This is a genomic window from Brevibacillus dissolubilis, from assembly GCF_006170445.1.
Classification (GTDB): Bacteria; Bacillota; Bacilli; order Brevibacillales; family Brevibacillaceae; genus Brevibacillus_B; species Brevibacillus_B dissolubilis.
On record NZ_VCNA01000003.1, the window covers coordinates 56,715 to 78,956 of the forward strand.

Genomic DNA, 22,242 nt, shown 5'->3' on the forward strand with positions numbered 1-22,242 from the left:
CTGTGGCATAAGACCAACAGGGTGTTTGTTACCAATGATCATTATGGATAGAGACGATACAGAAGACGTGGGAATGGAATGGATTCACGTACGTGCTCCAGACCGCAGATCCACGCGACCGTACGCTCAAGACCGAGACCGAAGCCGGAGTGTGGCACGGTACCATATTTACGCAGGTCGAGGTACCATTTGTAGGCTTCCTCGGAGAGTTCATGCTCTTTGAAGCGTTCTGCGAGCAGCTCTGGATCGTCGATACGTTGGCTTCCGCCGATGATTTCGCCGTAGCCTTCCGGTGCGATCAGGTCTGCGCAGAGTACCACTTCTGGACGGTTTGGATCTGGCTTCATGTAGAAAGCCTTGATCTCCGTCGGGTAGTTGGTGATGAACACCGGCATGTCAAAATGCTCCGCAATCGCGGTTTCATCCGGCGCACCGAAGTCGTCGCCCCACTTGATCTCATGCCCTTTTTCCTGCAGGAATTTGATCGCATCGTCATAGCTGATGCGTGGGAATTCACCTTTTACTTTCTCAAGCTTGGATGTGTCGCGGTCCAGTGCTTTGAGTTCGCGTTGGCAATTTTTCAGAACGGACTGCACGACATGGGAGACGAATCTCTCTTGCACGTGCAGGTTTTCTTCGTGATCGACAAACGCCATCTCCGGCTCGATCATCCAGAACTCAATCAAGTGACGACGGGTTTTGGATTTCTCTGCACGGAAGGTTGGGCCAAAGGAGTACACGCGACCCAGTGCCATCGCAGCCGCTTCCATGTAAAGCTGACCGGATTGAGAGAGGTATGCATCTTCCTCGAAGTATTTGGTATGGAACAGGTTGGTTGTTCCCTCAGCAGATGTTGGTGTGAGAATCGGCGGGTCTACTTTGTAGAAACCGTTTTCGTTAAAGAATTCATATACCGCACGGATGATCTCAGAGCGGATCGCCATCGCTGCACGCTGACGCGGGGAACGCAGCCAAAGGTGACGGTGATCCATCAGGAAGTCTACCCCGTGCTCTTTGAGGGAGATTGGGTAGTCCTGTGCGATTTGAATGATCTCAACGCCAGTCACAGTCAGTTCATATCCGCTTGGTGCACGTTCTTCCGCACGAACGACACCGGTTATGTATAACGAGCTTTCTTGTGTTAACTGTTTTGCATTTTCCCAAGCTTCTTCATTTACTTCCGCTTTCACGACGACACCTTGAATGAACCCGGAACCGTCGCGCAGTTGGAGGAATTGGATCTTCCCACTACTGCGTTTGTTATAGAGCCAGCAGCCGATTTTGACTTCTTCGCCAACGTGCTGCCCGACTTGAGCTATAGTTGTTAACTTCACTTCATTTCCCTCCATTTGCCTGTGACAGATAGCCTAGATAATTATACTAAACGTGGGGTTACAATTCAATTGTGGGGTTTGGGGTGGTGGGTGGTTGGGAGGAGGCGGTGGCTTTCCGGTGCGCGCCTTGTTTGAACCACTTCTTGGGAGCGGGGAATGTCCGCTACAAAAAAAGTCAGGCCGTAAGACCGGGGCAAAATGTTTCGATCCCCCGCTGAGAGGGGACATCTGGGTATGTCAGGAAGTGAGACTGTTGCCCCTAGGAGATTCGAGGAAGCTGGTTACGTCCTGACTTTTTTCTCCGCTGGGCAGGTGGTTCAAAAGAGGCTTGCATCGGAACGCCACCGCCTCCTCCCATCCAGCTGTAGTGGGGATAGGGGTAAGAGGAAATAACTGTTGTAGATTTCTAGAGTAACTTTTTTATTCGACTGAGCTTGAGTTTTCCTTTGTCCATTGCTTCTGATTGCTTGTTGGTTATTTTTTAGTCTGATAGCAACGTGGTTTAGTTTCGTTAAAGCTTACTTTTCTGCACTGCACTATGCTTCTGTTCTCTTCTGTTCTGTTCTCTTCTGTTCTGTTCTCTTCTGTTCTCTTCTGTTCTGTTCTATTCTGTTCTATTCTGTTCTATTCTCCTTTCCTCCCCTTTCCTCCCCTCTCTTTTTCTCTCTTTTTCTCTCTTTTTCTCTCTTTTTCTCTCTTTTTCTCTCTTTTTCTCTCTTTTCCTATCCTTTTCTCTCTTTTCCACTCTTCTTTTCGCTACTCTTCTAATCGCGATACTCCTTGTTTTTACTCACGGCTCCCAGCCTCTAATCTCATTTCCAATTCCCTCGCTCTACTTCCCCTCTTCCGTCAGAACCGTAGCCCGATACCCCACTACATCGTGATTTTCAAACACACAAAAATGCTCATAACACCGCTCGTCAGTAAGCAATGTCGGCAGAATTTTTTGTGCGTTGGACGCAACGCCAAGATTTTCGGGATTCATAATCCAGCTGATTTCCTTCCAATCGAGGATGCCCTCTTCGAATGCTTTTGGAGTTTCATAGGAGAAACCGGGGGAAACATCTGCGATGTAGACATACAGTCCCTCTTTTTCTTGATCCTCATGGTCCTTATTTTTCGGCATCCCATTATGCTCGGTGGGCTCATCCCAGTGATGGGGCCAGGTGATAAGGCCGCGATATTGAGCGGTTTCGAGAGAGATCCCTGTTTCTTCATAGACTTCTCTTAAGACGCACGCAAGCGGGCTCTCATCGGGCTGAAGTTTGCCGCCGACGCCGTTCCAGCGGCCCATCCATGGTGAGCTTTGGCGGTTGAGGAGGAGAATTTGGTTGCCTCTGCGGATAAAACAGAGCGTGTATTTGAGTCGCATAGGTCGACTTCCTTTCCGAAAAAGCATGGCATTGGCACTAAAATTCCTTACGTGGCACTGTACGAACTGGATATTATTTTCATTGGGATCGTCTTTTGTTTAGATCGGATGCCCCACTTCCTATATAGGAAAAGCCTGCCGCGGGATCTGCGACAGGCTCTTTGGCTGTTCTCTTACTTGCCTTCGACGAACTTCTTGATGCGGGCAATCCCCTTTTCCAACTGCTCCATAGAAGCAGCATAAGAGATACGCATGTTGTTGGCTGCGCCAAAGCCACTTCCTGGGATGACCGCTACTTTTTCCTGTTCAAGCAGGTCTTCCGCCCATTTATCCACGGTGTCGTAGCCTTGTTTTTCCATGGCTTTGCTCACATTCGGGAATACGTAGAACGCGCCTTCTGGCTTGAGGCAGGAGATACCGTCAATTTCGTTGAGCAGCTCGACGACGCGGTCGCGACGCTTGACGAATTCGGTTTTCATCGCTTCGAGTGGCTCTTGTGGACCGGTCAGGGCTGCGAGAGCACCGTACTGAGAAAAAGAGGTCGGGTTGGACGTACTGTGGCTGGAGAGGTCAACCATCGCTTGGATCAGCTCTTGGTTACCGCATGCATAGCCCATACGCCAGCCGGTCATGGAGTATGGTTTGGACATACCGTTGATGATAACGGTATTCTCATAAGCTTCTTTGCTAAAAGTAGCAACAGAAACGTGCTCATGACCATCATAGATCAGTTTTTCATAAATTTCGTCGGAAACCATCAAGACATTATGGGAAAGGCAGACTTCCACGATCGCTTCCAGCTCTTGGCGGGAATAGATGCTGCCGGTTGGATTGCTCGGGGAGTTAATCACAAGCGCACGGGTACGCGGAGTGATCGCTGCTTTTACTTGCTCAGCGGTGATTTTGAACTTGTTGTCTTCTTTACCCTCGATGAAAACAGGCACACCTTCTGCCACCTTCACCATCTCTGGGTAGCTCACCCAATATGGAATTGGGACGATTACTTCATCTCCTGGGCTCAACAGGGCCATAAACAGGTTAAAGAGAGCGTGTTTACCGCCGTTGGTTACGATGATTTGCTTGTTGGTGTAGGTAAGGTTGTATTCGTTTTGGAATTTGTCGCTGATTGCTTTCAGCAATTCTGGAATCCCTGCTGTCGCAGTGTACTTGGTTTTGCCTTCACGCATCGCCTTTTCAGCAGCTTGAATAATGTGCTCCGGTGTGTTGAAATCAGGTTCCCCTGCACCGAGACCCACCACGTCAACACCTTGGCGTTTCAGTTCATTCGCCTTAGCCGTAATGACAAGGGTCGGAGATGGAGCAAGCACCGTGACTCGTTTGGCAAGATTCATAAAGCATGGACCTCCCTGACTGATAACATAGTCTTATATGTATGAATGATGTTGGAAAGTGTTTCTACCGTTTAGCCTAACATACCCGCCGATGATTGTATAGACAGGGTCAACTATTTTATGAATAACTATACAACGTCTTGTTTAAAAACTTCCTATCCATAAAAAAGTCTGGAACAATAAGCATTTGACGGCGGTAACCCCTCTTATTATAACCAAAGTAAGAGGGGCATCGTCGTTGTTTTGCAAAGTTACTTTGATCCCAAGCGGACCTTATTCAAAATGACTGGCTGGTTGCTCTTGATCCCCTACTGCAATCCATTGCAGGAACCCGTGGAACTCATCCCCTGCCTCCGGTCTGCTGACGGTGAGAATGGCAGTATCTTCTGTCTTGTCTTGAAGCGATACAGCGCAGTTGGGGTGGTTGCTCATGGCGACGATCACATACTGTCGGTTGGCAAAAAGCGTCTCCAATAGTACCGTAACCTCGATCTGCTTCTCATCTGGACCAAACTGAAACGCTGTGGAACCAATCTGCTGTATACGCGGGGCATCGCTTTGGGTGGATTGAATAGGTGAGAAAGCGAGTTTGTCAATCGTGATGGATTGGTCGGCGAGGTGCTCGGCCGTTACTGCCTTCGGAGCGATTTTATCCTTGGTGACCGCTTGGTTTTGTAGCTTTTCACTGCTGACCGCCTGATTTTGCAAATGCTGACGCTTGATGACCTCTGGAACCAGCTTTTGAGTGGTGACAGACATGTCGGCCAATTTATGTGAGGTAATGGAGAGATCGGCCAATTTGACAGTGGTTACGCTTTGATCGGTTAATTTGTCTGTCGTAACAGATTCATTAGCGAGCTTGGCGGAATTGATTGCATGGTCGGCGAGGTGCTGGCTGGTCACAAGGTATTCGTTGAGGTGCTGGGACTGGATGGCCCCCTCTTTGATATGCTGGGAGTTAACCGAGGATGTCGCCAGCTTTTCTGGAGTGATGGCGGAGTCTTCAATATGTTCGGTGTGGATTGATTCTGCAACGATATGATGACTGAAGATGCTGTTCTGGGAAAGTTTCTCCGATGTGATCGAATAATCAGCAAGCTTGGAAGTAGTCACCTGCTGGTCACCGATTTTTTTGGAGGTGATCAGATAATCGTGGAGGTGGCGGGTCTGAACGGAAAATGGCTGCAGGTGCAAATCCCCCACTGCATCCTTGGCCAGCTTAGAGGAGTGAACCGCTTGATCATGCAAATGCTCGCTGAGTACAGATCCCTTGCCTAGTTTTTCTTCTGTGATGGCACCATCCCGTAGGTGTTTGGTGTCTACAACGTCATCTGCAATATGTTCTCCCAAAACGCTTTTTGGGGCGATATTTTTACTAAGTACGGATTTTTCAGTCAGATGGCGGTTGTGAATCGCAGCCGGTTGGATATGATCGGCATGGATACTATCATTCGAAATTTTGCTGGCTGTTACTGAATCGTCTTGGATCTTCACGTTGGTGATTGCACCGTCGATGATTTTGGCCGTGTTGATCACATAGTTGGCCAGGTCTGCCGTCTGAATCGTACCGTTTTTGATTTTGTCAGACGTGATCGATTGATCCATCAAAAGCTCGGTTGTGATGGATTGATGGTGCAGGTGCTTGGTCTGGATAGAGCCTTCGGCGATCTTGATGGAATCGATTGTTTTATCCGCCAGCTTGTCGGAAGTGATACTGTTGTCCATCAGCTTGCGTCCGGAGATTGAGTAGTCTTGAATTTTATCACCGGCGACGGAGTTGTTGACGATGTGGTGATCGCGGACTTGAGCGGGTGCAATTTTACTTGCGGTGACACTGTTCTCAGCCAGCTTGCTGTTGTCGACGGCATAATCCTTGAGCAGCTCTGTCTCGATCGTTGCGGGCTTGATTTTGCTGGCGTCGATCGCGCGGTTGGCGATTTTTTCGTTCGTAACAGCTTGGTCGTTCAAGTCATCGGTATAGATGGATTGGTCAAGGTCACTGGAGCGAAGTTCCTTAAAGGTTTTGATAAAGCTTTTCTGGTTGGATGTGATACTTTCTTTGGGTACCGATTTAAGCGGTGGGAATTGGGCTACCTTTTTGGTCGTTGGTTTGCGTCGGGTGCGGGGAACGACTGCTTGTGGCTCTGCGTGGGACAGCTCCTCCATCCACTCGGGACTCAAGGTCTCATCAAGGAGGAAGAGTTCTTCAAACGAGCTGATGCTCTTTTTTGCTTTGGTCGTCCGCTTTCGGTTTTGTTTTGCCATTGCGAATCCTTCCTTCTGCATGATTTCCATTTGGTGTCAGTGGCAGGATATTCATCTATAGGCATCCGCGGCACTTGTCTGCCTGTAATTGGGCGCGACAAATCATACCACGCATGTCACACCCGTTTACAGCCAACAATGTAGGCATCAAGCCAAAACTTCTAATGGGTGATATGCATATGAGCACGAGTAAAACGTTCGGGCAGTTCTTATCCGACGTCCGCAAAAAAAGCGGCTACGCTTCACCTAAAGACCTCGCTGTCAAAGCCGGGATTTCCTTCACCGATTATACAAAGTATGAATTTGACGAAGAACGACCGCCTGTTGAGGCCTTGATGGCAATCTCTCCCCTGCTCTCTGGCACGTCACTTGCCGAGTTGAAGGAACGGGCTGGGTTTGTGGATCTGACACAGGAACAGGTACCGACACAGATTCCACGAAGCAAACGATTGCGTGATCTGGTGGCGCGGATTGAAGAGCTGTCTGATGATCAATTGGATGAGTTGCATCTCTATGTAGGATTTTTGGTGGTGCAGCAGGAGATTAGTCGGATTAAGATGATGTAGGCTGTGCTTGGGTGCGGAGAGGCAGCGGTTGGTCAGGGGAGTGCCTCTGGAACTTTCCTTCAAAGAAGAATGGGCTGGCCGCTGCGTAAGAAAAAAGAACGGGATCGGGGCAAAAAGTTTCGGGAAGTGGGTTCAAACGAAGGAGTTTGCCCCTGGGTGGATTCAGGGAAATTGGCCGTTCTTTTTTCTTACTTCGCTGGGTGGGAAGGTTCAAGGAGGCTCTCCCCTGACCAACCGCCACCTCTCGACCAAGTGTGGTGGATGGGATGGAAAAGAAAAAAACCAAGATGATGATTTGAGGTGCATCGGGGAGTTGACCGGTGCACCTTTTGGTTGTATGGCGATTTCACTATAGGGAAGCTTTTATGTGTACGCTATTAATGCTTTCTCAAAGCGCTAATGACAGAAACAGGAAGACCCGTTACTTCCGAGATAAATGGGTCATCCATTCCTTTCTGAATGAGGTTTTGGACAATCAACTGCTGATTTTCTTTCATCTCTTGTTCGATTGCCTTCATCTCTTGTTCAATTGCCCTCTTCTCTTGTTCGATTTCCCTCATCTCTTGTTCAATTGCCCTCCTCTCTTGTTCCTTTTCCTTTAACTCCCGCTCCGCCTCTTCCATCTGCCTGCTGGTCTCTGCCAGTTTCTTCTCCAGCTTGGCCTCTCGTGCTTTTCTCGCGCCTTCATCCATGCGGGCTTTTAATTCACTGAGATAGGCATAACGCAGATTGGGGTCACTGCTGATTTGATCCATGACCTCAAATGCTTGCTTTAGAATGGCATCTCGATCCACAGCGATCTCCTCCAGTACTTTCATAATGTGCTCATCTTCGGAAGCCTCCAGAAGCAACAGCCAACGAACCAATTGGTCTTCCCACGGGTTGACAAGACCTCGCTTCCATTGATCAAGCAGCTTGGGCAACTCTACGAGATGAATTTGCAAAAGGTCACTAAATTTTCGGTGATGCTGGATATCCCACAGTTCGATTTTGGTATGATACGGGATCGTGTCAGGGGTATAGCGAAAGTTCATGATGTTGATGGTAATGGTTTTTCTCAGTTCCGCGTAATCGTTGCCCTCCCGGATTCCGAGGGTAAAAAGCCTGGTCCAGTAGTATAAAAACCGCTCTGTCATCGCTCTTTCCCGGCTGAGCTGAATCTCGATGTTGATTTGGGTGCGGTCACGGGTCTGGACGTTGATGTCCAAAATGACCTTCTTATCGTGCGGATGCTCCTTTTGAATCTCGGGATTCACGTACAGAATCTCTTCGATTCGCTGATCCTCCGAAAGCTTCAGAATCGCATTGAGAAAAGCAATCAAAATCGGCTCGTGTCCCTCTCTCCCGAACAGCAGCTTGAACGCAAAATCAATCCGAAGATCAACCAGAGCAGGCATGTGTGATTCCTCCGTCTCCCTTTTCCTCTGTTATAGCATGAGGTCTTGGGACAAAAAAACTCACTACTTCCCCTCCCTCATCATACCCGCGCTTATGAAAAAACCCGTCTTTCTCAAACGCTTTAGAACACAAAAAAGGAGAGACCCGAAAGTCCCTCCTTAGCTGTTACCCATCATTTTCTTATGCCACAACCAGATTTACTTCATTCAACTTCTCACGGAACTCGTCCCCGCTCAGCACTTCACGGTCAAGCAATACCTGCAGGCAATGCTTGTACACGTCATCGTGCGCTTTGAGCATCTCACGGGTACGCTCCAGCATGTCATTTAGGATCTTGTTGGTCTCTTCATGCACCAACGTCTTATTAACGAACTGCATATTCACGATACCAAGGGAAGACATACCGCTCTGCACGATCTCCTGAGCCATACCGAGTGCCTGCTCGAAATCGTTTTTGGAACCGGTACTGCGGCCGCCATAATAGATTTCTTCCGTTACTGCACCGGCGAGGCAGACCATGATCTGACCTTCCATGTACTCTTTCGTGTAGAGATAATGGTCGTCCATCGGATTTTGGCGGACATAACCGAGTGCTTGACCACGTGGAGTCAGTGTTACCTGTGAGACAGAGCCTGGACGCACGCGTTCACTTGCGATCGCATGGCCCAGCTCGTGCAAGGCGATACGCTCTTTTTCCTCTTGTGGAGCTTCACGGTCGGTACGTTCCCCCATCATTACCTTGTCGATCGCGTAGGAGAAGTGGGATTGCGCGATTTTTTCTGCGTTTTCACGCATCGCATAGATCGCCGCCTCGTTGGCTACGCTCTCCAGCTGGGCACCGGAAAAACCGAATGTCTCCTGTGCCACCTTGTCCAAGCTCACATCGCTTGCAAGCGGCTTGTTGGCTGTATGGATGGTGAGGATTTGGGAGCGAGCTGCCTTATCCGGCAAGTCCACATTGATATGACGGTCAAAACGGCCCGGACGAAGCAACGCAGAATCCAGCATATCTTTACGGTTGGTCGCCGCAATCAAGAGGACACGCGGCTTGTCCGTAGTCGTCATCCCGTCCATCTCGGTCAACAGCTGGTTAAGCGTCTGGTCATACTCGCGCTGCTGCTGACCGTCACGCTTACCACCGATGACATCGATCTCGTCGATGAAGATGATCGCAGAGTCTTGGCCGTTCTTCTCTGCCAATTGTTTTGCTTCTTTGAAAAGGTCACGGACACGCTGCGCACCCACACCCACATACATCTCGACGAACTGCGCACCGGATGCTGCTACGAACGCGGAGTTGGTGTAGTTGGCTGCCGCTTTGGCCATCAGGGTTTTACCTGTACCCGGAGGCCCGGTGAGAAGCACACCTTTGAGCGGACGGATGCCGTATTGACCGATTTTATCTTTATGAATCAAGAAATCAAGAGCCTCTTTCAGTTCCTTCTTGGCACGCTCTTGACCACCGATATCTGCAAACTGAATTTTGCTTTTCGGAACGGCATGCTTGCCAGCCTTACTTTTACCCAGACTGCCTACGCCACCGCCGCCCTGTTGTCTTGCGACGATAAAATAGATACCGGCCAGAACTGCACCGAAGAGGAGGAACGGGCCAACATTAAAGCCTAAGAAGATCAAAAAGATAATCACAGCAGGAATCACGCCGTAAAAAATCTCTTTACCCATTCAAAATCACCTCACTGTCTACGGATTGTTGACGGGGAATCACGGTGTAGAATTGTTGATCACCGCGCTGTAAAAACACATAGATATTCTCATCATCCATATGAGAAGCCGCACGATCCAGCTTGTTCACCTGTTTCCACTCAGCCAGCATCGCTGGAATCTTGCTGTACTGATGCAGTTCTACCGCTTCGGTAAAAGCAAACAGACCATTGTTCCAGACATCCTTCAAATCACCATCTTGGTTGGTAACCGCGATGTCTACTTCTTTGTCAGGAACCATCTTGGCAATCTCTTGCTGCAATTCGTTGTATTCTTCCGGAAATTCATCCGGCTTGGTTACGGTCAGCTTCACATTGATGTGAGTTTTGTCTACTTTGATTTCATTCAGCTTGGCAGAGGTCATTTGACCAATCTTGGTTTCAATCGGATTTTCCACTTGAACCTTCTGATACAAGAACCATCCACCGAACAACAGACTCAATGTAACAACCATGGACAGAAGAATTGGTACTCGACGATTAGTCATAAACGAATACCCCCGTTTCTACTCTCTTATATTTTAGTAAACTTTTTTATATAAAAAATTGATTAATAACATATGCGAATGTGTGTATCAACTGGTGACGTAAATGAGTATAGCATATGAATATAGCAAATCTGTAATGTAAGTGTTGGCAACAAAGGAAAACGACCTTCTCCGCTTAGGAAAAGGCCGTTGATTAGGTTGCCGTCGGGTTGACGGAGTAGGATTTGAGTACTTTGCCTGTTTTGAAATCATAATAGACATAGTTATAGCGATTCTGTTTATCTACAAATAACGTCTCCCAAAAGCGCTGCTCTCCTTCCATACCAGGAACGATATGCATGATACGGGCTGTGGGATCGTTTTTTTGCAGGGTGGCGGTGATATCTTTTTCGGTAATGGCACCTTCGAGCGAGTCAAACTTGGCATGCTTTTCATTCAGCCAAGCGATGACAGGTGTACCGAATCGGTTTTTGCCGATCACGACCGCCCAAGTCTCTTTGCCACGGTATTCGCTGATCTCATCAATCTGCGTAATCGTGGTGCGCTTCGCTGTCCATTCACGGACCTTCTCCTCGAATGCAGAGCGGTCCCCCACGACACTCGAAGCAAGATGATAGGCAAACGAACCGGCCAGGGCGAGGATACAGATCAGACTGATGATGGTGATACGCAGATACACGGATAACATTCTCCTTACTTGTACAGACGGTTAGAACGTAAAAACAAGCTGGTCTTGGCGCTTGCCAATCGGTGTGTCTAGCTTGAGGTTGACCACCATTTGTTTCAGTTTGGCCGTCTGCGGCTCGTACCATAACTGGTAGATGATTTTGAACTGATGCAGTACTTGCTCCATCTGGGTGTCTGCCTTAAAATGCGGTCCCATCCATAAGGTGAGCAGGGCCCGTACCTCTGAGGGCGGCAAGGACACCTGATAGCCCAGCAAGCCTTGTTGATTAGCAGATGGAATCACCTGTGGCTCGATCGAGGTCAGCTGACCTTTGATCAGATTGGCGTGTTCATAGGGGGTGTAGAGGGCGTAGGGCAACAGATCGGGATTCTGTGCTTCTCCATCGATGAGGACAGCGATGCGCTCGCCTGTCCGTTTCATGTGGATATCATGACCGGAGACTTTCCCCTTCAGCTCAAAAAGCTCCCCGTGAAAGGTTCCTTCGTAGGTCTCATCCTTGACGCTGATCTGAAACGGTACTTCCCGTGTCGTATCCAATTGGCTGAGAAGTCCCTTGATGGTGTTGCGATCCTCCACCAGCTTTTGCTTCGCTTCCTCGGAAGCTGCCTGTTGGTCTGCGCTCACCGATGTCTCAGGCTTGTCTGTAAGAAACCCAATGCTCATACCCAATGCAAACAATCCGGCAAACAGCAGTGGAAACCACCACATTTGCCGTGGACGGATGTACATGAGACAACCTCCCTTTGTGTTTGCCACAAATATATGCTGTCTGGGAAGGTTTTAGAACACTGCCGAAATCTTACCGAACATAGTGTCAAGCATGAGGGTCATACTACAATTACACCCCAAGGAGGTGAGCGCGTGAAACTGCCTAACAGGACGAACGCCGCCCCGGAAGAGGTCAACCGGCTGCTTCGGGACTCCCGTGTATCCTGGGCGGGTCTGTCATCACCGCTTCGAACCTTGCCCTGCCAAACAACGCTGACCTTTCGACATACTCCGCTTGCGGATATGTGGAGAATGGATGATCGACATGACTGACGATGAATGCTTTACAAAATCTCCCCTACCTACACCTACGCTTACCCTACACTTCATGTTTACTCCTGCCCTGGATCGGCAGGAGTCTTTTTTTATCGGTTAAAAGGTCTTACGTCAGTTGACCGAACATGCGGTTTACTTCAAAGATCGCTTTCTCTTCATCCACGGTGAGCAGCTCGCCTTTACGCATGATGAATTTACCCGCTACGATGGAGTCTGACACATCACGGCCGTTGGCAGCATAGACGATGTGGGAGACTGGATCGTGTGCCGGGTGCAGGTGTGCCTGCATCGTATCCATCATGATGATGTCTGCTTGTTTGCCTACCTCAAGGGAACCGAACTTGTCCGCTTGGAACAGCGCGTCAGCACCATAACGGGTCGCCATACGGAGCGCTTCTGTCGCAGGTACCGCGAGCGGATCGAAGTTAACCCCTTTGTGCAGGATCGCAACCAGCTTCAGCTCTTCGAACAGGTTGAGGTTGTTGTTAGAAGCAGAGCTGTCGGTACCAAGAGAGACGGTTACACCTTTGGCAAGCATCTGTGGCACACGAGCTACACCGCTTGCCAGCTTGAGGTTGGAGACGATGTTGTGGGATACTTTCACATCATATTTTGCCAGAATATCGATCTCTTCATCCGTCAAATGTACGGCATGTGCGACAAGGGTTGGACGGTTGAAGACACCGAGATTTTCGAGGTGGGCTACCGGGCGTACGCCGTAGTCTTTTTCGTTTTGCGCTACTTCCCATGCGGTTTCGGACATGTGGATGTGCATGGGGAGATCGAGCTCGACTGCTTTTTCGAGGATTTGGGTGATGTAGTCAGGCGTGCAGGTGTATGGTGCGTGTGGAGACATCATCGTCGTGATGCGTCCGCCTGCTTCCCCATTCCATTCGCGGGCAAAACGGGTAGCCTCATCCAGCTTGGCTTTACGCTCTTCATCGGAGCAGAAGCCGATCACACCACGGCAGAGACGCGCACGCATACCTGCTTCGACAGTTGCTTTTGCCACTTCATCCATATGGTCATACATATCGACAAAGGTAGTGGTACCGGTGCGGATCATCTCGATCATGGAGATGTTTGTACCCCATTTCACATGCTCAGGGGTGAATTGAGCTTCTTTTGGCCACATATGGTTTTCGAGCCATTCTTGCAACGGCACATCATCTGCATAGCCGCGCAGAAGAGACATCGCCACGTGACCGTGTGTATTGACCAGACCCGGCAGAACATACTTGTTGCGGCCATCTACCACTTCATCGTAGCCGCTCAGATCTTCTGGTGTCGGGCCTACATAGGTGATCGTGTCCCCTTCAAAAGCGATGGCGGCGTTGGTCAGCACCTCGTCCTGATCATTTACTGTGATGATGGTTGCGTTCGTAATAATCGTTTTCATCTGATTAACTCCTTATGTATAAAATATCCAACACTACTATTAGTTTAAATAATACGCCAAGCTTTGCAAACTGGAAGTTACGTCTGCGTGGTCAATCTTGACATTTTTGCTTGTCTTGATGCTGACCGGAGCAAAATTAAGAATCGCCTCGATCCCCGCATCAATCAGCTGGTCAGCCACCAATTGGGCGGCACCGGCTGGTACGGTGATGATCGCGAGGCGGATTTGTCTGGTCTTAATCGTTTCTTCGATCTCATCAATCGGCTGGATCACCGTGCCTGCAATCTCGTTTCCATGCTTGGCAGGATCGGCGTCAAAAATGGCGACAATCCGCATGTTGTCCTTGAGATAGGCATTGTAGTTGCTGATCGCCTGTCCCAGATTGCCCGCCCCGACCAGCGCCACATTGATCTGCTGGTCGATTTTTAAGATATGGCGGATTTTATCGATGAGATAGTCCACATCGTAGCCAATGCCCTTTTTGCCAAAGTCTCCGAATGTGGACAGGTCTTTTCGGATCTGTGCCGGATTGATATCGAGTGTCTTGCCCATCTGCTGGGACGAGACAGTCCTCACCTGCATCTGCTGCAGGTTGCTCAGATATCGCAAATAAATCGGCAAGCGTCGTACGACAGCCTCTGATATTTTAGGGGCTTTCATGCTGTCTTAGCCCTCCATTTCCCTGCATCAAATTCATCTTTTTTTCAGTACACGGTATTGATTCCCGTTGGAAAGAATCGTGATCGTGCCGTCCTGTCCGGTGATATAGGTCTCTGCCCACGATTCACCCAGCCGCTCCAATACTTCAGCCTGTGTGGATTTCATCGATTCCCGGTTCTTCCCGGTCATGACGATCGCCACCTGGGCATCCACCTGGGTCAAAAATTGTTGGGAAGAGGCCTGGTTGCTGCCTTGATCAGGTACCTTGAGCACCTCGGAGGTAAGCAGCTCGGCATAACGGCCCAGAAGACGCTCCTCCACCTTGTCACTGATCGCACTGGTGAACAGGAAGCGTAGCTTGTCGTGCTTTAGCTGAAAGACCAGAGAATTATCCTGCGGGGACAAAAACAAATCCTCGCCCGGATGAAATACCGTCATCTGCACCTTATCATCCAAACGCACCTGATCTGATTCGGTCAGATACATCAGCTTCTGCCCCCGTGGAAACGGGATCACACGGCGGATCGCTGCCGAATAGGCCTTCGGGAGAATGACGGTATCAATCTGCATCTTTTCAGCCAAGGCCAAAAAGCCGCCAGTCTGTTCGGCCTGGTCATTGGTCAGGATCACAAAATCAATCTTGGTCACGCGCCGATCCTGCAATCTCTCCAGCAGCACCTCAGTGTCTTGTGCACTGCCGGTGTCAATCAACAGCTTTTTGCCGCCGGGCATACGGACAAGGGTACTCTCCCCGTGCGGCAGATCAAAATAAGTCGTAACCATTCCTAAAAATTCCCGCTCATCCTTGATCTGAAACGGGTCTTCCACCTTTACAGTACCAAGATCCGGCTCTTCTGCCAGATGATCATCAATCGACGAACAGCCCGCAAGAACCCAGATCAGGCTGATCACCAGTAAAAAAAGCGATAGGGTGCGTACTCGTATCCTCACTATTGTATCACCTAAATCCTCATGAGACTATTGCTTTCATTTTATGAGTCATCTTGAGGATGCATGCCACTGAGGAACGGACGAATTCTCTCGCGCAGATCAGGCCATGTCCCTTTTTCCACACGGTATGGGGGCAAGGACTGCAAAAACTGGCGGCCATAGCGGGAAGCTACGATGCGGGTGTCAAATACGATCACGACCCCTCGGTCATGCTGGTGACGGATCAGACGGCCCAAGCCCTGCTTGAAGCGGATGATCGCGTGTGGTAAGTGCAGGGACATGAATGCGTTCTTCTTCGCCTGCTTCATCGCCTCAGAGCGGCCTTCTAGCAACGGATGGTTAGGCGGTGAAAACGGCAGCCGGACGATGATCAGACAGCTCAGCGCCTCACCGGGAATATCGACGCCTTCCCAGAAGCTGGCGGCGCCTAGCAGGACGGATTTTTTCTCGCTCTGGAATTTGCGGACCAGCTTGCTGCGGTTGTTGGAATCGATGCCGTGCCCAAGCAGGGTGTAGCCTTCGCCGTCGAGCAGCGTATTCATTCCTTCATATACTTGTCGCAGCATCGAGTAGGAGGTGAACAGGATCATTGTCCGCCCTTCTGCTGCCCGTACGGTATCGATACAGCCTTGGATCACGGCATGGAGATAAGTTGGGTCGCTTTCTTTGGAGATCTCTGGGAAATCCTCAGGAATCAGGATCACGCCCTGCTCTTCATAATCAAACGGCGACGGCAGTGCCATCGTCCGCACCCGCTCCTCTGGCAGAGTGTTGAGTCCGTATCGGTCGAGGAAGTAGGAGAAGCTGTTTTTTACCGTCAAAGTGGCGGAGGTAAGGGTGACGCTTCGTTTTTTCTCAAATAATGTCTCCACTAAAGTCGGGGAGACCTCCAGTGGTGCCTTGTGAAAATACATCTGTTTGCGCGAGCCCTTAGTATCCAACTCCACCCATGTGACATGCCCCTCATCCTCTTGGAACAGGACAAAATGCATCCGCTCGATCAGCTTCGAAAAATCGTTCATCGCCCCACTCAGGTCAGTGGAGAGCTGGCTTAAGGAAAATGGCACTTGCTCGCTCTCTTTTTGATACATGCGGTAAAGAGTATCCAACAGCGAGGCGAAGGTGGTCAGCTGGTCCAGCAGCTTCTGGGCGGCACGCTGAATCCGTGACTGTTTTTCAGCAAACTCGCTTAGCTTGTAGCGAACCGAGCCTCGTCCGGTATCATTGCAGTCATCACAGCGGACACTGGCCCAACGGTAAAATTGGGTCGACCAGTTCTGCATTTCGTCACGGATGCGGCCATGCTGGCGGCTGAGCTCGCGAATTTTTTCTTTCAATTCCTGCTTGAGATCGGGGTGGATCACGGTCAGTTCATCAGCAAAGCTGCGAATCATGCTAGACTTATCCACAGACAGCCGGTCCAGCAGGTGATGCAAATCCATCGTCGCCAGCTGTGTACCAAAATGCTGGCTCGCCACCTCTTCCAGCTGATGGGCCTCGTCGATGATGACCACTTCATGGGGCGGCAGGATATTGCGATCCTCATCCAAGTCACTGACCAACAGAGCGTGATTGACGATCACGATGTCAGCATCCTTGGCTTGGTTTTTGGCGTTGAAATAATAGCAGCGGCTAAACCACGGGCATTTGCGGTGCAGACAGGAGTTGACATCGCTTTTGATATCCTGCCAGTACATCTGGGCAGACGGGGTGAAGCTCAATTCCTCCACATCCCCCCGCTCGGTCTGGGTCAGCCAGGTCAGGATCTGCGACTTCGCCATCTGGATCTCCTGTGTCCCGCCCTCTGCGTCCAGACTTTGCTCGAACTTGCGCATGCAGATATAATTGCCGCGACCCTTCAGCTGGGCAGCGGTAAAGGAAAACGGCAGGGAGCGCTCCAGAAGCGGGACGTCCTTGTTGGCAAGCTGGTCTTGGAGCTGAATCGTGTGTGTGCTGACCACGACCTGCTGACGGTGCAGCTTGGCCCACAAGACGCTTGGCAAAAGATAGCCCAGTGACTTACCCGTACCTGTCCCTGCTTCTACAAGCAGATGGGCCTCCTCCTGCATCGCGGAGTAGATCCCGCGCATCATCGCTTCCTGTGCTTCGCGGCGCTGGTAGCCGGAATAATGCGCGCTAAAGCCTTCTTCGCTCCCTAGCAGTCCCTCCAGCAACACATCCAGTTCGAATGTGCTTGGATCAGGACTGCGGTCTGTCGCATGTTCGGCTGCCTGCTTCTGCCGTTGACCGACCCGCTTGCGGCGCTTGAGGGCAATCTGACGGTAGATATCCAGACCGTCCTCTCCTGCATCGGCATCAGCAGGCTTAACCGCTTTGCCCGCTTTTTGATCCATGTCAAAATCAAACCCATCCCCGTCAAAGTCAAACGAGGTCATCATCTTCTCCATCTCGACATGGCGCAACAGCTTGGAAATATCGGAGCGAAACGAAGTCACCAGCATCTGCAGGCGCTGGATGGTGACCAGCGGCAGATCGGTCAGAATCCCGAGCAGCCGCAAAAGCAGATGGGCGGTCGCCATCGCGTCACTGTCAGCCTGATGCGGATTGTCGTGCTCTATGTCAAAATCGTTTGCCAGTTCAATAAGCCTGTAGCCGCCTTGCATCGGCAAAAGGAACCGTGCCAGCTCCACGGTATCCAGCACATCCCCGTCAAACGGATAATAGCCCTGGCTCACCAGGGCTTCCTGTAAGAAAGTCAGATCAAAGTTCGCATTATGGGCTACGAAGGTACGTCCGTCGAGGCGTCTGAGCATCTCCGGAAGCACTTCGTCGATCTTGGGAGCATCCGCCACCATCTCATCGTTGATCCCGGTCAATTGCGTGATGAACGGTGGGATGGGACGTTCTGGATTGACATAAGTGGAATAGGTGTCGACGATCTGCCCGTCGTCCACGATGACAGCTCCAATCTGAATGATGCTATCGCCTTGGCGTGGTTGGTTTCCAGTCGTTTCAAAATCAACGACAATGAATCGGTTCATACAATCGTCACCTCATTAGGGTAGAGCTGCTGTCGTGTTGAGATATCCTTTTATCATTCAACAACTCCAGACAAAAATCCTGCCTCCCCGATCATGTGCGTGCGTGCGGGTGTTCTGTGATTGTTTCTTTTGCACCCAGATGTGCCTCTTCCCGCAGCTTCTGACAGAGGCTCGCGTACTCTTGGGCCTCATGTGCCAGCCCGCTGTGTCCGTCCACCTTGGCAAAATACTGTTCGGCAATCCGCCAGTGGGTCTCCGCCATCGCGATCCGTCCAAGGGACAAATATCCGAGTGAGCGGGTATAGACGTCCTCCTGCGCCACCATCGATTGAGCCAGCCTCTTCGCCTCGGTGTGTGCGCCTTCATATTCATACAGCGTGATCAAGCCCGCCTGTGCCAGCAGATGATCACGGTCTTGGAAGAGAATCGCCTGCAAAATCCGCCGTGCTTCCTCCACCTGTCCATGATACAGCTCCATCCAGGCATAGCTGAACAGATAATCAGGGTGGTTCGGTTGAAGTGTCAATGCTTTGAGCAGGATCGGCATCGCTCGCTGATACCCAGCCGACAGCCAAGTTACCCATGCCAGACCATGCCACACGAAGCCTTCTGCAGGGTGACGCTCACAAAGCAGCTGGTAGCATTGCTTCGCCCGCTTGAAATTGCCCGCTTCGACGTACAGGGCTGCCATCTCCACCAAAACCGCTGTCTCATGCTTATCGCTTGGCTCCTTCAGACTGCTGGGCGGTGCGGGAACTTCACTCTGCGGGTAATGGGACAAGCATTGGAGTGCACGAATCCAGACAAGCTGTGCATCGCTGTCATCCGGCTCTTTTTTCAAATAGGCGGCGATATGCTCCAAGGCCTCCTGTGCCTCCCCCAGCTCGATGTAGCAGAGCGCCAGATTATACCGGGCTTCCTTGTACCCCGCAACCACCTCCAGCGCCGTCCCGAATGCCTGTGACGCCTCCAGCCAGTGCCCCTCTTCTGCTAAGATACAGCCGACCGCATTGAGACTAAGCGACGTGATCTTCGGCGAGCTTGCCGTGTGACTGAGCAGACGGAACTCACGCAGAGCAGCTTCTTTTTCCCCGCAGTGAAGCAGGCTGTAGGCATAGTACATCCGCCCGCTCTCCCAGTCAGGGGCTTGCTCCACCAGATCAGCCAGATGGGTCTTCGCCTCCTGGAACAGTCTGAGATGGTAAAAACCTTCCCCTTTACGGAACAGCGCGTGGTTGCGCTTAAGCTTATGCTCCTCTGTATTCCCGTCCGCGTCGGCAGACGAATCGGACACCCCTGCATGTATCTTCGCTCCTGATTCATCACCGTTGAAAAAGTTCGGCTTCCCTTTCAGCGGAACATCAAATGTCTCATAGTAGGTCTGCTTCTGCTTCGTACTGCTTTCGGACGTCGCTGCCTTTTGCTGTCCCCCCGTCTGCATATGCAGCACATCTTCCTCCACACCCACTTCATCTTCGTCCCAATCCTCATCATCATCCATCCCGGAAAAGGCATCCTCCCCGAGTGCCGACAGCCCTTGGAGCACCGTTTGCGCATTGGTCGGCAGCGTGGTTTGACCCGTGTGCTGGGCTTTTACATCTTTTATCACAGAGGACAGCTTTTCCTCATACTGCAGCCACAAATCAATCATCTGATCGCTCGTCTGTCGGAGCGCGAGCAGTTGGCGGGCCAGCTGCTCTTTTTCGTCCATTGTTGCCTTGGGCCAGGCCTGTTCTATGGTTTTCAGCTTTTCGTGCAAGGCCAGAAACCATTTGTCCATCAACATAAAAAGCCACCCCCCTCTTCGGCAGTGAGTACTTTCATTGTCTCACAAGGGGAGTGGCTCTATTCAGTACGTGAGGTCCGAAAAAGCTGATTAACGGACGGTCGCATGTACCTCTTCACCGAGGATTTCTTCGATCACATTGTTTTCACCCATGATCGCTACTTTTGGTACATGCTTGCGTGCTTCCTCATCAGACATCATCGCGTAGTTGATGATGATCACGACGTCACCAGGCTGTACGAGACGGGCTGCTGCACCATTGAGGCAGATGACACCGCTGCCTGGAGCACCTTCGATGATATAGGTCTCAAAACGGGCGCCGTTGTTGTTGTTGACGATCTGTACCTTTTCATTCGGCAGCAGGTCAAGGGCGTCCAAAATATTTTTATCAATGGTAATGCTTCCCACATAATTCAGGTTCGCTTCCGTGACGGTCGCGCGATGAATTTTGGCTTTCATCATAGTGCGGAACATTCCGATTCCTCCTGATCTCTATACGTTCATGATGATATTATCGATTAGTCTGGTTTTTCCAAATTTCACGGCAAGAGCAAGCAACACTCTATCGCCTTCCGCAAGACGGGCGGTATAGCCCAATCTAGGATACTGCAACAATTCGACATAGTCAATGACAGCTAATGGTTGCTGGCTGATCTCGCTTGCGACTGCATCACGGATCGTCGCTACATCGCGTTCCCCTGCCTCTACCATCGCCTGCGCCTGCCGGAGACTTCGGCTTAACGCCAATGCCTGCTCGCGCTCCTCCGCGCTCAGATAGACATTGCGCGAGCTTAGCGCCAAGCCGTCCGCTTCACGCAGGGTCGGACAAGGCACGATCGTGACTGGCATGGACAGATCGTATACCATCTGCTCAATCACCGCGAGCTGCTGTGCATCCTTTTGCCCGAAAAAGGCGTAGTGAGGCTGCACGATATTGAAGAGCTTGGTGACCACTGTCGCCACCCCGTCAAAATGCCCCGGTCGGGACGCACCGCAGAGCGGCTCTGTCACTTCGGCCACAGAGACATTGGTCAGCATCTTGCTTGGGTACATCTCTTCTACGCCAGGTGTGAACAGATAGCTTACCCCCGCCTCTTCGGCCAGCTTGCTGTCACGCGGGATATCGCGCGGATAGCGGTCAAAATCCTCATTGGGCCCAAACTGCAGCGGGTTGACGAAGATGCTCATCACGACCACATCACAGATTTCTTTTGCCCGGTTCACCAGACTGATATGACCCTCATGCAAAAAGCCCATCGTCGGCACAAAGCCGACCGTCCGGCCCTCTCTGCGCTCCGCACGCAGTACGTCACGCAGTTCGTTGATCGTCGTAATCGTTCTCATCGTTATCGTGTGACCCCTTCACCATAGAGCTGTTGAATCGTTTCTTCCGATGCGGCAAATGTATGCTCACTCGCCGGGAAGCGTCTGGTCTTGACCTCCATCACATAGGAGCTGACCGCTTCGGTGATCATCGCACCGATATTGCCGTAGGTCTTGACGAACTTCGGACGGATGCTCGACGCATAGGAGAGCACATCATGAAACACCAGTACTTGTCCATCACAGCCCACGCCTGCCCCGATTCCGATCGTCGGGATATTGATGCTGTCTGTTACCTTTTGCGCCACTTCCGCCGGTACGCACTCAAGCACGACGGCACATGCGCCTGCTGCTTCGAGCGCCTTGGCGTCTTCGATCAGCTGAAGTGCTGCTTCGATATCCTTGCCTTGCACCTTGTAGCCGCCCATCTGGTGTACAGACTGCGGAGTAAGACCCAGATGCCCCATCACCGGGATGCCCGCTTGTGTACAGCGTTTGACCACCGGGATGATTTCTTGCCCGCCTTCTATTTTGACAGCCTTGGCGAGACCTTCCTGCATCAGCCGTCCTGCGTTTTTCACAGCTTCCTCCACTGTGCCGTGATAGCTGAGGAATGGCATGTCTGCGACGACAAAGGCTGTTTTCGTTCCTCTTGTAACCGCTTTCGTATGGTGAATCATATCTTCCATCGTGACTGGGATTGTTGAATCATAACCTAACACAACCATCCCGAGAGAGTCACCGACGAGAATACAATCCACACCTGCTTCGTCCACCAGCTTGGCCGATGGATAGTCGTACGCCGTGATCATGGCGATCGGACGCTTTTCCGCCTTCGCTTTTTTCAGGTCAGATGTTGTCACAGGGTTTCTTTTTTGCATGATTTCGCACCT

The 22,242-nt window shown here is 50.9% G+C and carries 20 protein-coding genes; 2 read left to right on the top strand and 18 right to left on the bottom strand.

The features are described from left to right. Positions 1 to 41 precede the first annotated feature (41 nt). The 5 genes from asnS to FGI41_RS06295 form a co-directional block, all read right to left on the bottom strand. The gene (gene asnS / locus FGI41_RS06280) at positions 42 to 1,334 is read right to left on the bottom strand and encodes an asparagine--tRNA ligase (RefSeq protein ID WP_255298353.1); all 1,293 of its coding nucleotides are present in this window, start codon (positions 1,332 to 1,334) and stop codon (positions 42 to 44) included. A gap of 604 nt (positions 1,335 to 1,938) precedes the next feature. Continuing rightward, positions 1,939 to 2,079, bottom strand: coding sequence for a hypothetical protein (locus FGI41_RS24790; RefSeq protein WP_176560155.1), 141 nt, complete (start codon positions 2,077 to 2,079; stop codon positions 1,939 to 1,941). Between the two features lie 87 nt (positions 2,080 to 2,166). Then, positions 2,167 to 2,706: an NUDIX hydrolase gene (locus tag FGI41_RS06285; protein ID WP_139489117.1), complete on the bottom strand. Its 540-nt coding sequence runs from the start codon at positions 2,704 to 2,706 to the stop codon at positions 2,167 to 2,169. Between the two features lie 173 nt (positions 2,707 to 2,879). Next, complete coding sequence (locus FGI41_RS06290) at positions 2,880 to 4,058, bottom strand: pyridoxal phosphate-dependent aminotransferase (RefSeq protein WP_139489118.1); 1,179 nt, start codon at positions 4,056 to 4,058, stop codon at positions 2,880 to 2,882. Positions 4,059 to 4,331: 273 nt separating this feature from the next. Continuing rightward, positions 4,332 to 6,323, bottom strand: a complete 1,992-nt coding sequence (locus FGI41_RS06295) for a WIAG-tail domain (RefSeq protein WP_176560156.1) — start codon at positions 6,321 to 6,323, stop codon at positions 4,332 to 4,334. Positions 6,324 to 6,502: 179 nt separating this feature from the next. Here FGI41_RS06295 and FGI41_RS06300 point away from each other — a divergent pair, with 179 nt between their 5' ends. After that, positions 6,503 to 6,889: a helix-turn-helix domain-containing protein gene (locus FGI41_RS06300; RefSeq protein ID WP_139489120.1), complete on the top strand. Its 387-nt coding sequence runs from the start codon at positions 6,503 to 6,505 to the stop codon at positions 6,887 to 6,889. A gap of 377 nt (positions 6,890 to 7,266) precedes the next feature. Here the strand turns inward: FGI41_RS06300 and FGI41_RS06305 are convergent, their stop codons facing one another. The 5 genes from FGI41_RS06305 to FGI41_RS06325 all read right to left on the bottom strand — a co-directional run bounded on the left by FGI41_RS06305 (position 7,267) and on the right by FGI41_RS06325 (position 11,913). Continuing rightward, positions 7,267 to 8,286, bottom strand: a complete 1,020-nt coding sequence (locus tag FGI41_RS06305; RefSeq protein ID WP_139489121.1) for an Rpn family recombination-promoting nuclease/putative transposase — start codon at positions 8,284 to 8,286, stop codon at positions 7,267 to 7,269. A 181-nt stretch (positions 8,287 to 8,467) separates the two neighbouring features. Continuing rightward, complete coding sequence (locus FGI41_RS06310; RefSeq protein WP_139489122.1) at positions 8,468 to 9,970, bottom strand: AAA family ATPase; 1,503 nt, start codon at positions 9,968 to 9,970, stop codon at positions 8,468 to 8,470. Continuing rightward, positions 9,963 to 10,496 (bottom strand): hypothetical protein, encoded by a 534-nt coding sequence (locus tag FGI41_RS06315; protein ID WP_139489123.1) that lies wholly within the window; start codon positions 10,494 to 10,496, stop codon positions 9,963 to 9,965. The genes FGI41_RS06310 and FGI41_RS06315 overlap by 8 nt, the downstream gene beginning before the upstream one ends. A 193-nt stretch (positions 10,497 to 10,689) precedes the next feature. Then, positions 10,690 to 11,175 (bottom strand): cell wall elongation regulator TseB-like domain-containing protein, encoded by a 486-nt coding sequence (locus FGI41_RS06320; protein WP_139489124.1) that lies wholly within the window; start codon positions 11,173 to 11,175, stop codon positions 10,690 to 10,692. A 30-nt stretch (positions 11,176 to 11,205) separates the two neighbouring features. Continuing rightward, entirely contained in the window at positions 11,206 to 11,913 is a 708-nt protein-coding gene (locus FGI41_RS06325) for a hypothetical protein (protein ID WP_139489125.1), read from the bottom strand. A 132-nt stretch (positions 11,914 to 12,045) separates the two neighbouring features. Between FGI41_RS06325 and FGI41_RS06330 the strand changes: the two genes are divergently transcribed. After that, on the top strand, positions 12,046 to 12,225 hold the full coding sequence (locus tag FGI41_RS06330; RefSeq protein ID WP_139489126.1) for a hypothetical protein: 180 nt from the start codon (positions 12,046 to 12,048) through the stop codon (positions 12,223 to 12,225). A 109-nt stretch (positions 12,226 to 12,334) separates the two neighbouring features. On the opposite strand, the gene FGI41_RS06335 is transcribed toward FGI41_RS06330, so the two are convergent. The 8 genes from FGI41_RS06335 to panB form a co-directional block, all read right to left on the bottom strand. Beyond that, entirely contained in the window at positions 12,335 to 13,627 is a 1,293-nt protein-coding gene (locus tag FGI41_RS06335) for an amidohydrolase (RefSeq protein WP_139489127.1), read from the bottom strand. A gap of 39 nt (positions 13,628 to 13,666) precedes the next feature. After that, on the bottom strand, positions 13,667 to 14,287 hold the full coding sequence (locus FGI41_RS06340) for a redox-sensing transcriptional repressor Rex (protein WP_139489128.1): 621 nt from the start codon (positions 14,285 to 14,287) through the stop codon (positions 13,667 to 13,669). 33 nt (positions 14,288 to 14,320) lie between these two features. Further along, complete coding sequence (locus FGI41_RS06345; protein ID WP_255298354.1) at positions 14,321 to 15,238, bottom strand: ComEC/Rec2 family competence protein; 918 nt, start codon at positions 15,236 to 15,238, stop codon at positions 14,321 to 14,323. Positions 15,239 to 15,279: 41 nt separating this feature from the next. Then, positions 15,280 to 18,240 carry an ATP-dependent DNA helicase DinG gene (dinG, locus tag FGI41_RS06350; RefSeq protein WP_139489129.1) on the bottom strand — a complete coding sequence of 987 codons (2,961 nt, stop codon included), beginning with the start codon at positions 18,238 to 18,240 and terminating at the stop codon, positions 15,280 to 15,282. 91 nt (positions 18,241 to 18,331) lie between these two features. Continuing rightward, a complete protein-coding gene (locus FGI41_RS06355) occupies positions 18,332 to 20,026 on the bottom strand; it encodes a tetratricopeptide repeat protein (RefSeq protein WP_139489130.1) in 1,695 nt (564 codons plus the stop codon). 90 nt (positions 20,027 to 20,116) lie between these two features. Next, complete coding sequence (gene panD, locus FGI41_RS06360) at positions 20,117 to 20,500, bottom strand: aspartate 1-decarboxylase (RefSeq protein WP_139489131.1); 384 nt, start codon at positions 20,498 to 20,500, stop codon at positions 20,117 to 20,119. An 18-nt stretch (positions 20,501 to 20,518) separates the two neighbouring features. Continuing rightward, entirely contained in the window at positions 20,519 to 21,370 is an 852-nt protein-coding gene (gene panC / locus FGI41_RS06365; RefSeq protein WP_139489132.1) for a pantoate--beta-alanine ligase, read from the bottom strand. Positions 21,371 to 21,372: 2 nt separating this feature from the next. Then, the gene (gene panB, locus FGI41_RS06370; RefSeq protein WP_139489133.1) at positions 21,373 to 22,230 is read right to left on the bottom strand and encodes a 3-methyl-2-oxobutanoate hydroxymethyltransferase; all 858 of its coding nucleotides are present in this window, start codon (positions 22,228 to 22,230) and stop codon (positions 21,373 to 21,375) included. Between the last annotated feature and the right edge of the window lie 12 nt (positions 22,231 to 22,242).

Excerpts from the sequence above, each read along its gene's own strand:
- FGI41_RS06285 (WP_139489117.1), bottom strand. The coding sequence starts at position 2,706 with ATGCGACTCAAATACACGCTCTGTTTTATCCGCAGAGGCAACCAAATT.
- FGI41_RS06290 (WP_139489118.1), bottom strand. The coding sequence starts at position 4,058 with ATGAATCTTGCCAAACGAGTCACGGTGCTTGCTCCATCTCCGACCCTT.
- FGI41_RS06295 (WP_176560156.1), bottom strand. The coding sequence starts at position 6,323 with ATGGCAAAACAAAACCGAAAGCGGACGACCAAAGCAAAAAAGAGCATC.
- FGI41_RS06300 (WP_139489120.1), top strand. The coding sequence starts at position 6,503 with ATGAGCACGAGTAAAACGTTCGGGCAGTTCTTATCCGACGTCCGCAAA.
- FGI41_RS06305 (WP_139489121.1), bottom strand. The coding sequence starts at position 8,286 with ATGCCTGCTCTGGTTGATCTTCGGATTGATTTTGCGTTCAAGCTGCTG.
- FGI41_RS06310 (WP_139489122.1), bottom strand. The coding sequence starts at position 9,970 with ATGGGTAAAGAGATTTTTTACGGCGTGATTCCTGCTGTGATTATCTTT.
- FGI41_RS06315 (WP_139489123.1), bottom strand. The coding sequence starts at position 10,496 with ATGACTAATCGTCGAGTACCAATTCTTCTGTCCATGGTTGTTACATTG.
- FGI41_RS06325 (WP_139489125.1), bottom strand. The coding sequence starts at position 11,913 with ATGTACATCCGTCCACGGCAAATGTGGTGGTTTCCACTGCTGTTTGCC.
- FGI41_RS06335 (WP_139489127.1), bottom strand. The coding sequence starts at position 13,627 with ATGAAAACGATTATTACGAACGCAACCATCATCACAGTAAATGATCAG.
- FGI41_RS06340 (WP_139489128.1), bottom strand. The coding sequence starts at position 14,287 with ATGAAAGCCCCTAAAATATCAGAGGCTGTCGTACGACGCTTGCCGATT.
- dinG (WP_139489129.1), bottom strand. The coding sequence starts at position 18,240 with ATGAACCGATTCATTGTCGTTGATTTTGAAACGACTGGAAACCAACCA.
- FGI41_RS06355 (WP_139489130.1), bottom strand. The coding sequence starts at position 20,026 with ATGTTGATGGACAAATGGTTTCTGGCCTTGCACGAAAAGCTGAAAACC.
- panD (WP_139489131.1), bottom strand. The coding sequence starts at position 20,500 with ATGTTCCGCACTATGATGAAAGCCAAAATTCATCGCGCGACCGTCACG.
- panC (WP_139489132.1), bottom strand. The coding sequence starts at position 21,370 with ATGAGAACGATTACGACGATCAACGAACTGCGTGACGTACTGCGTGCG.
- panB (WP_139489133.1), bottom strand. The coding sequence starts at position 22,230 with ATGCAAAAAAGAAACCCTGTGACAACATCTGACCTGAAAAAAGCGAAG.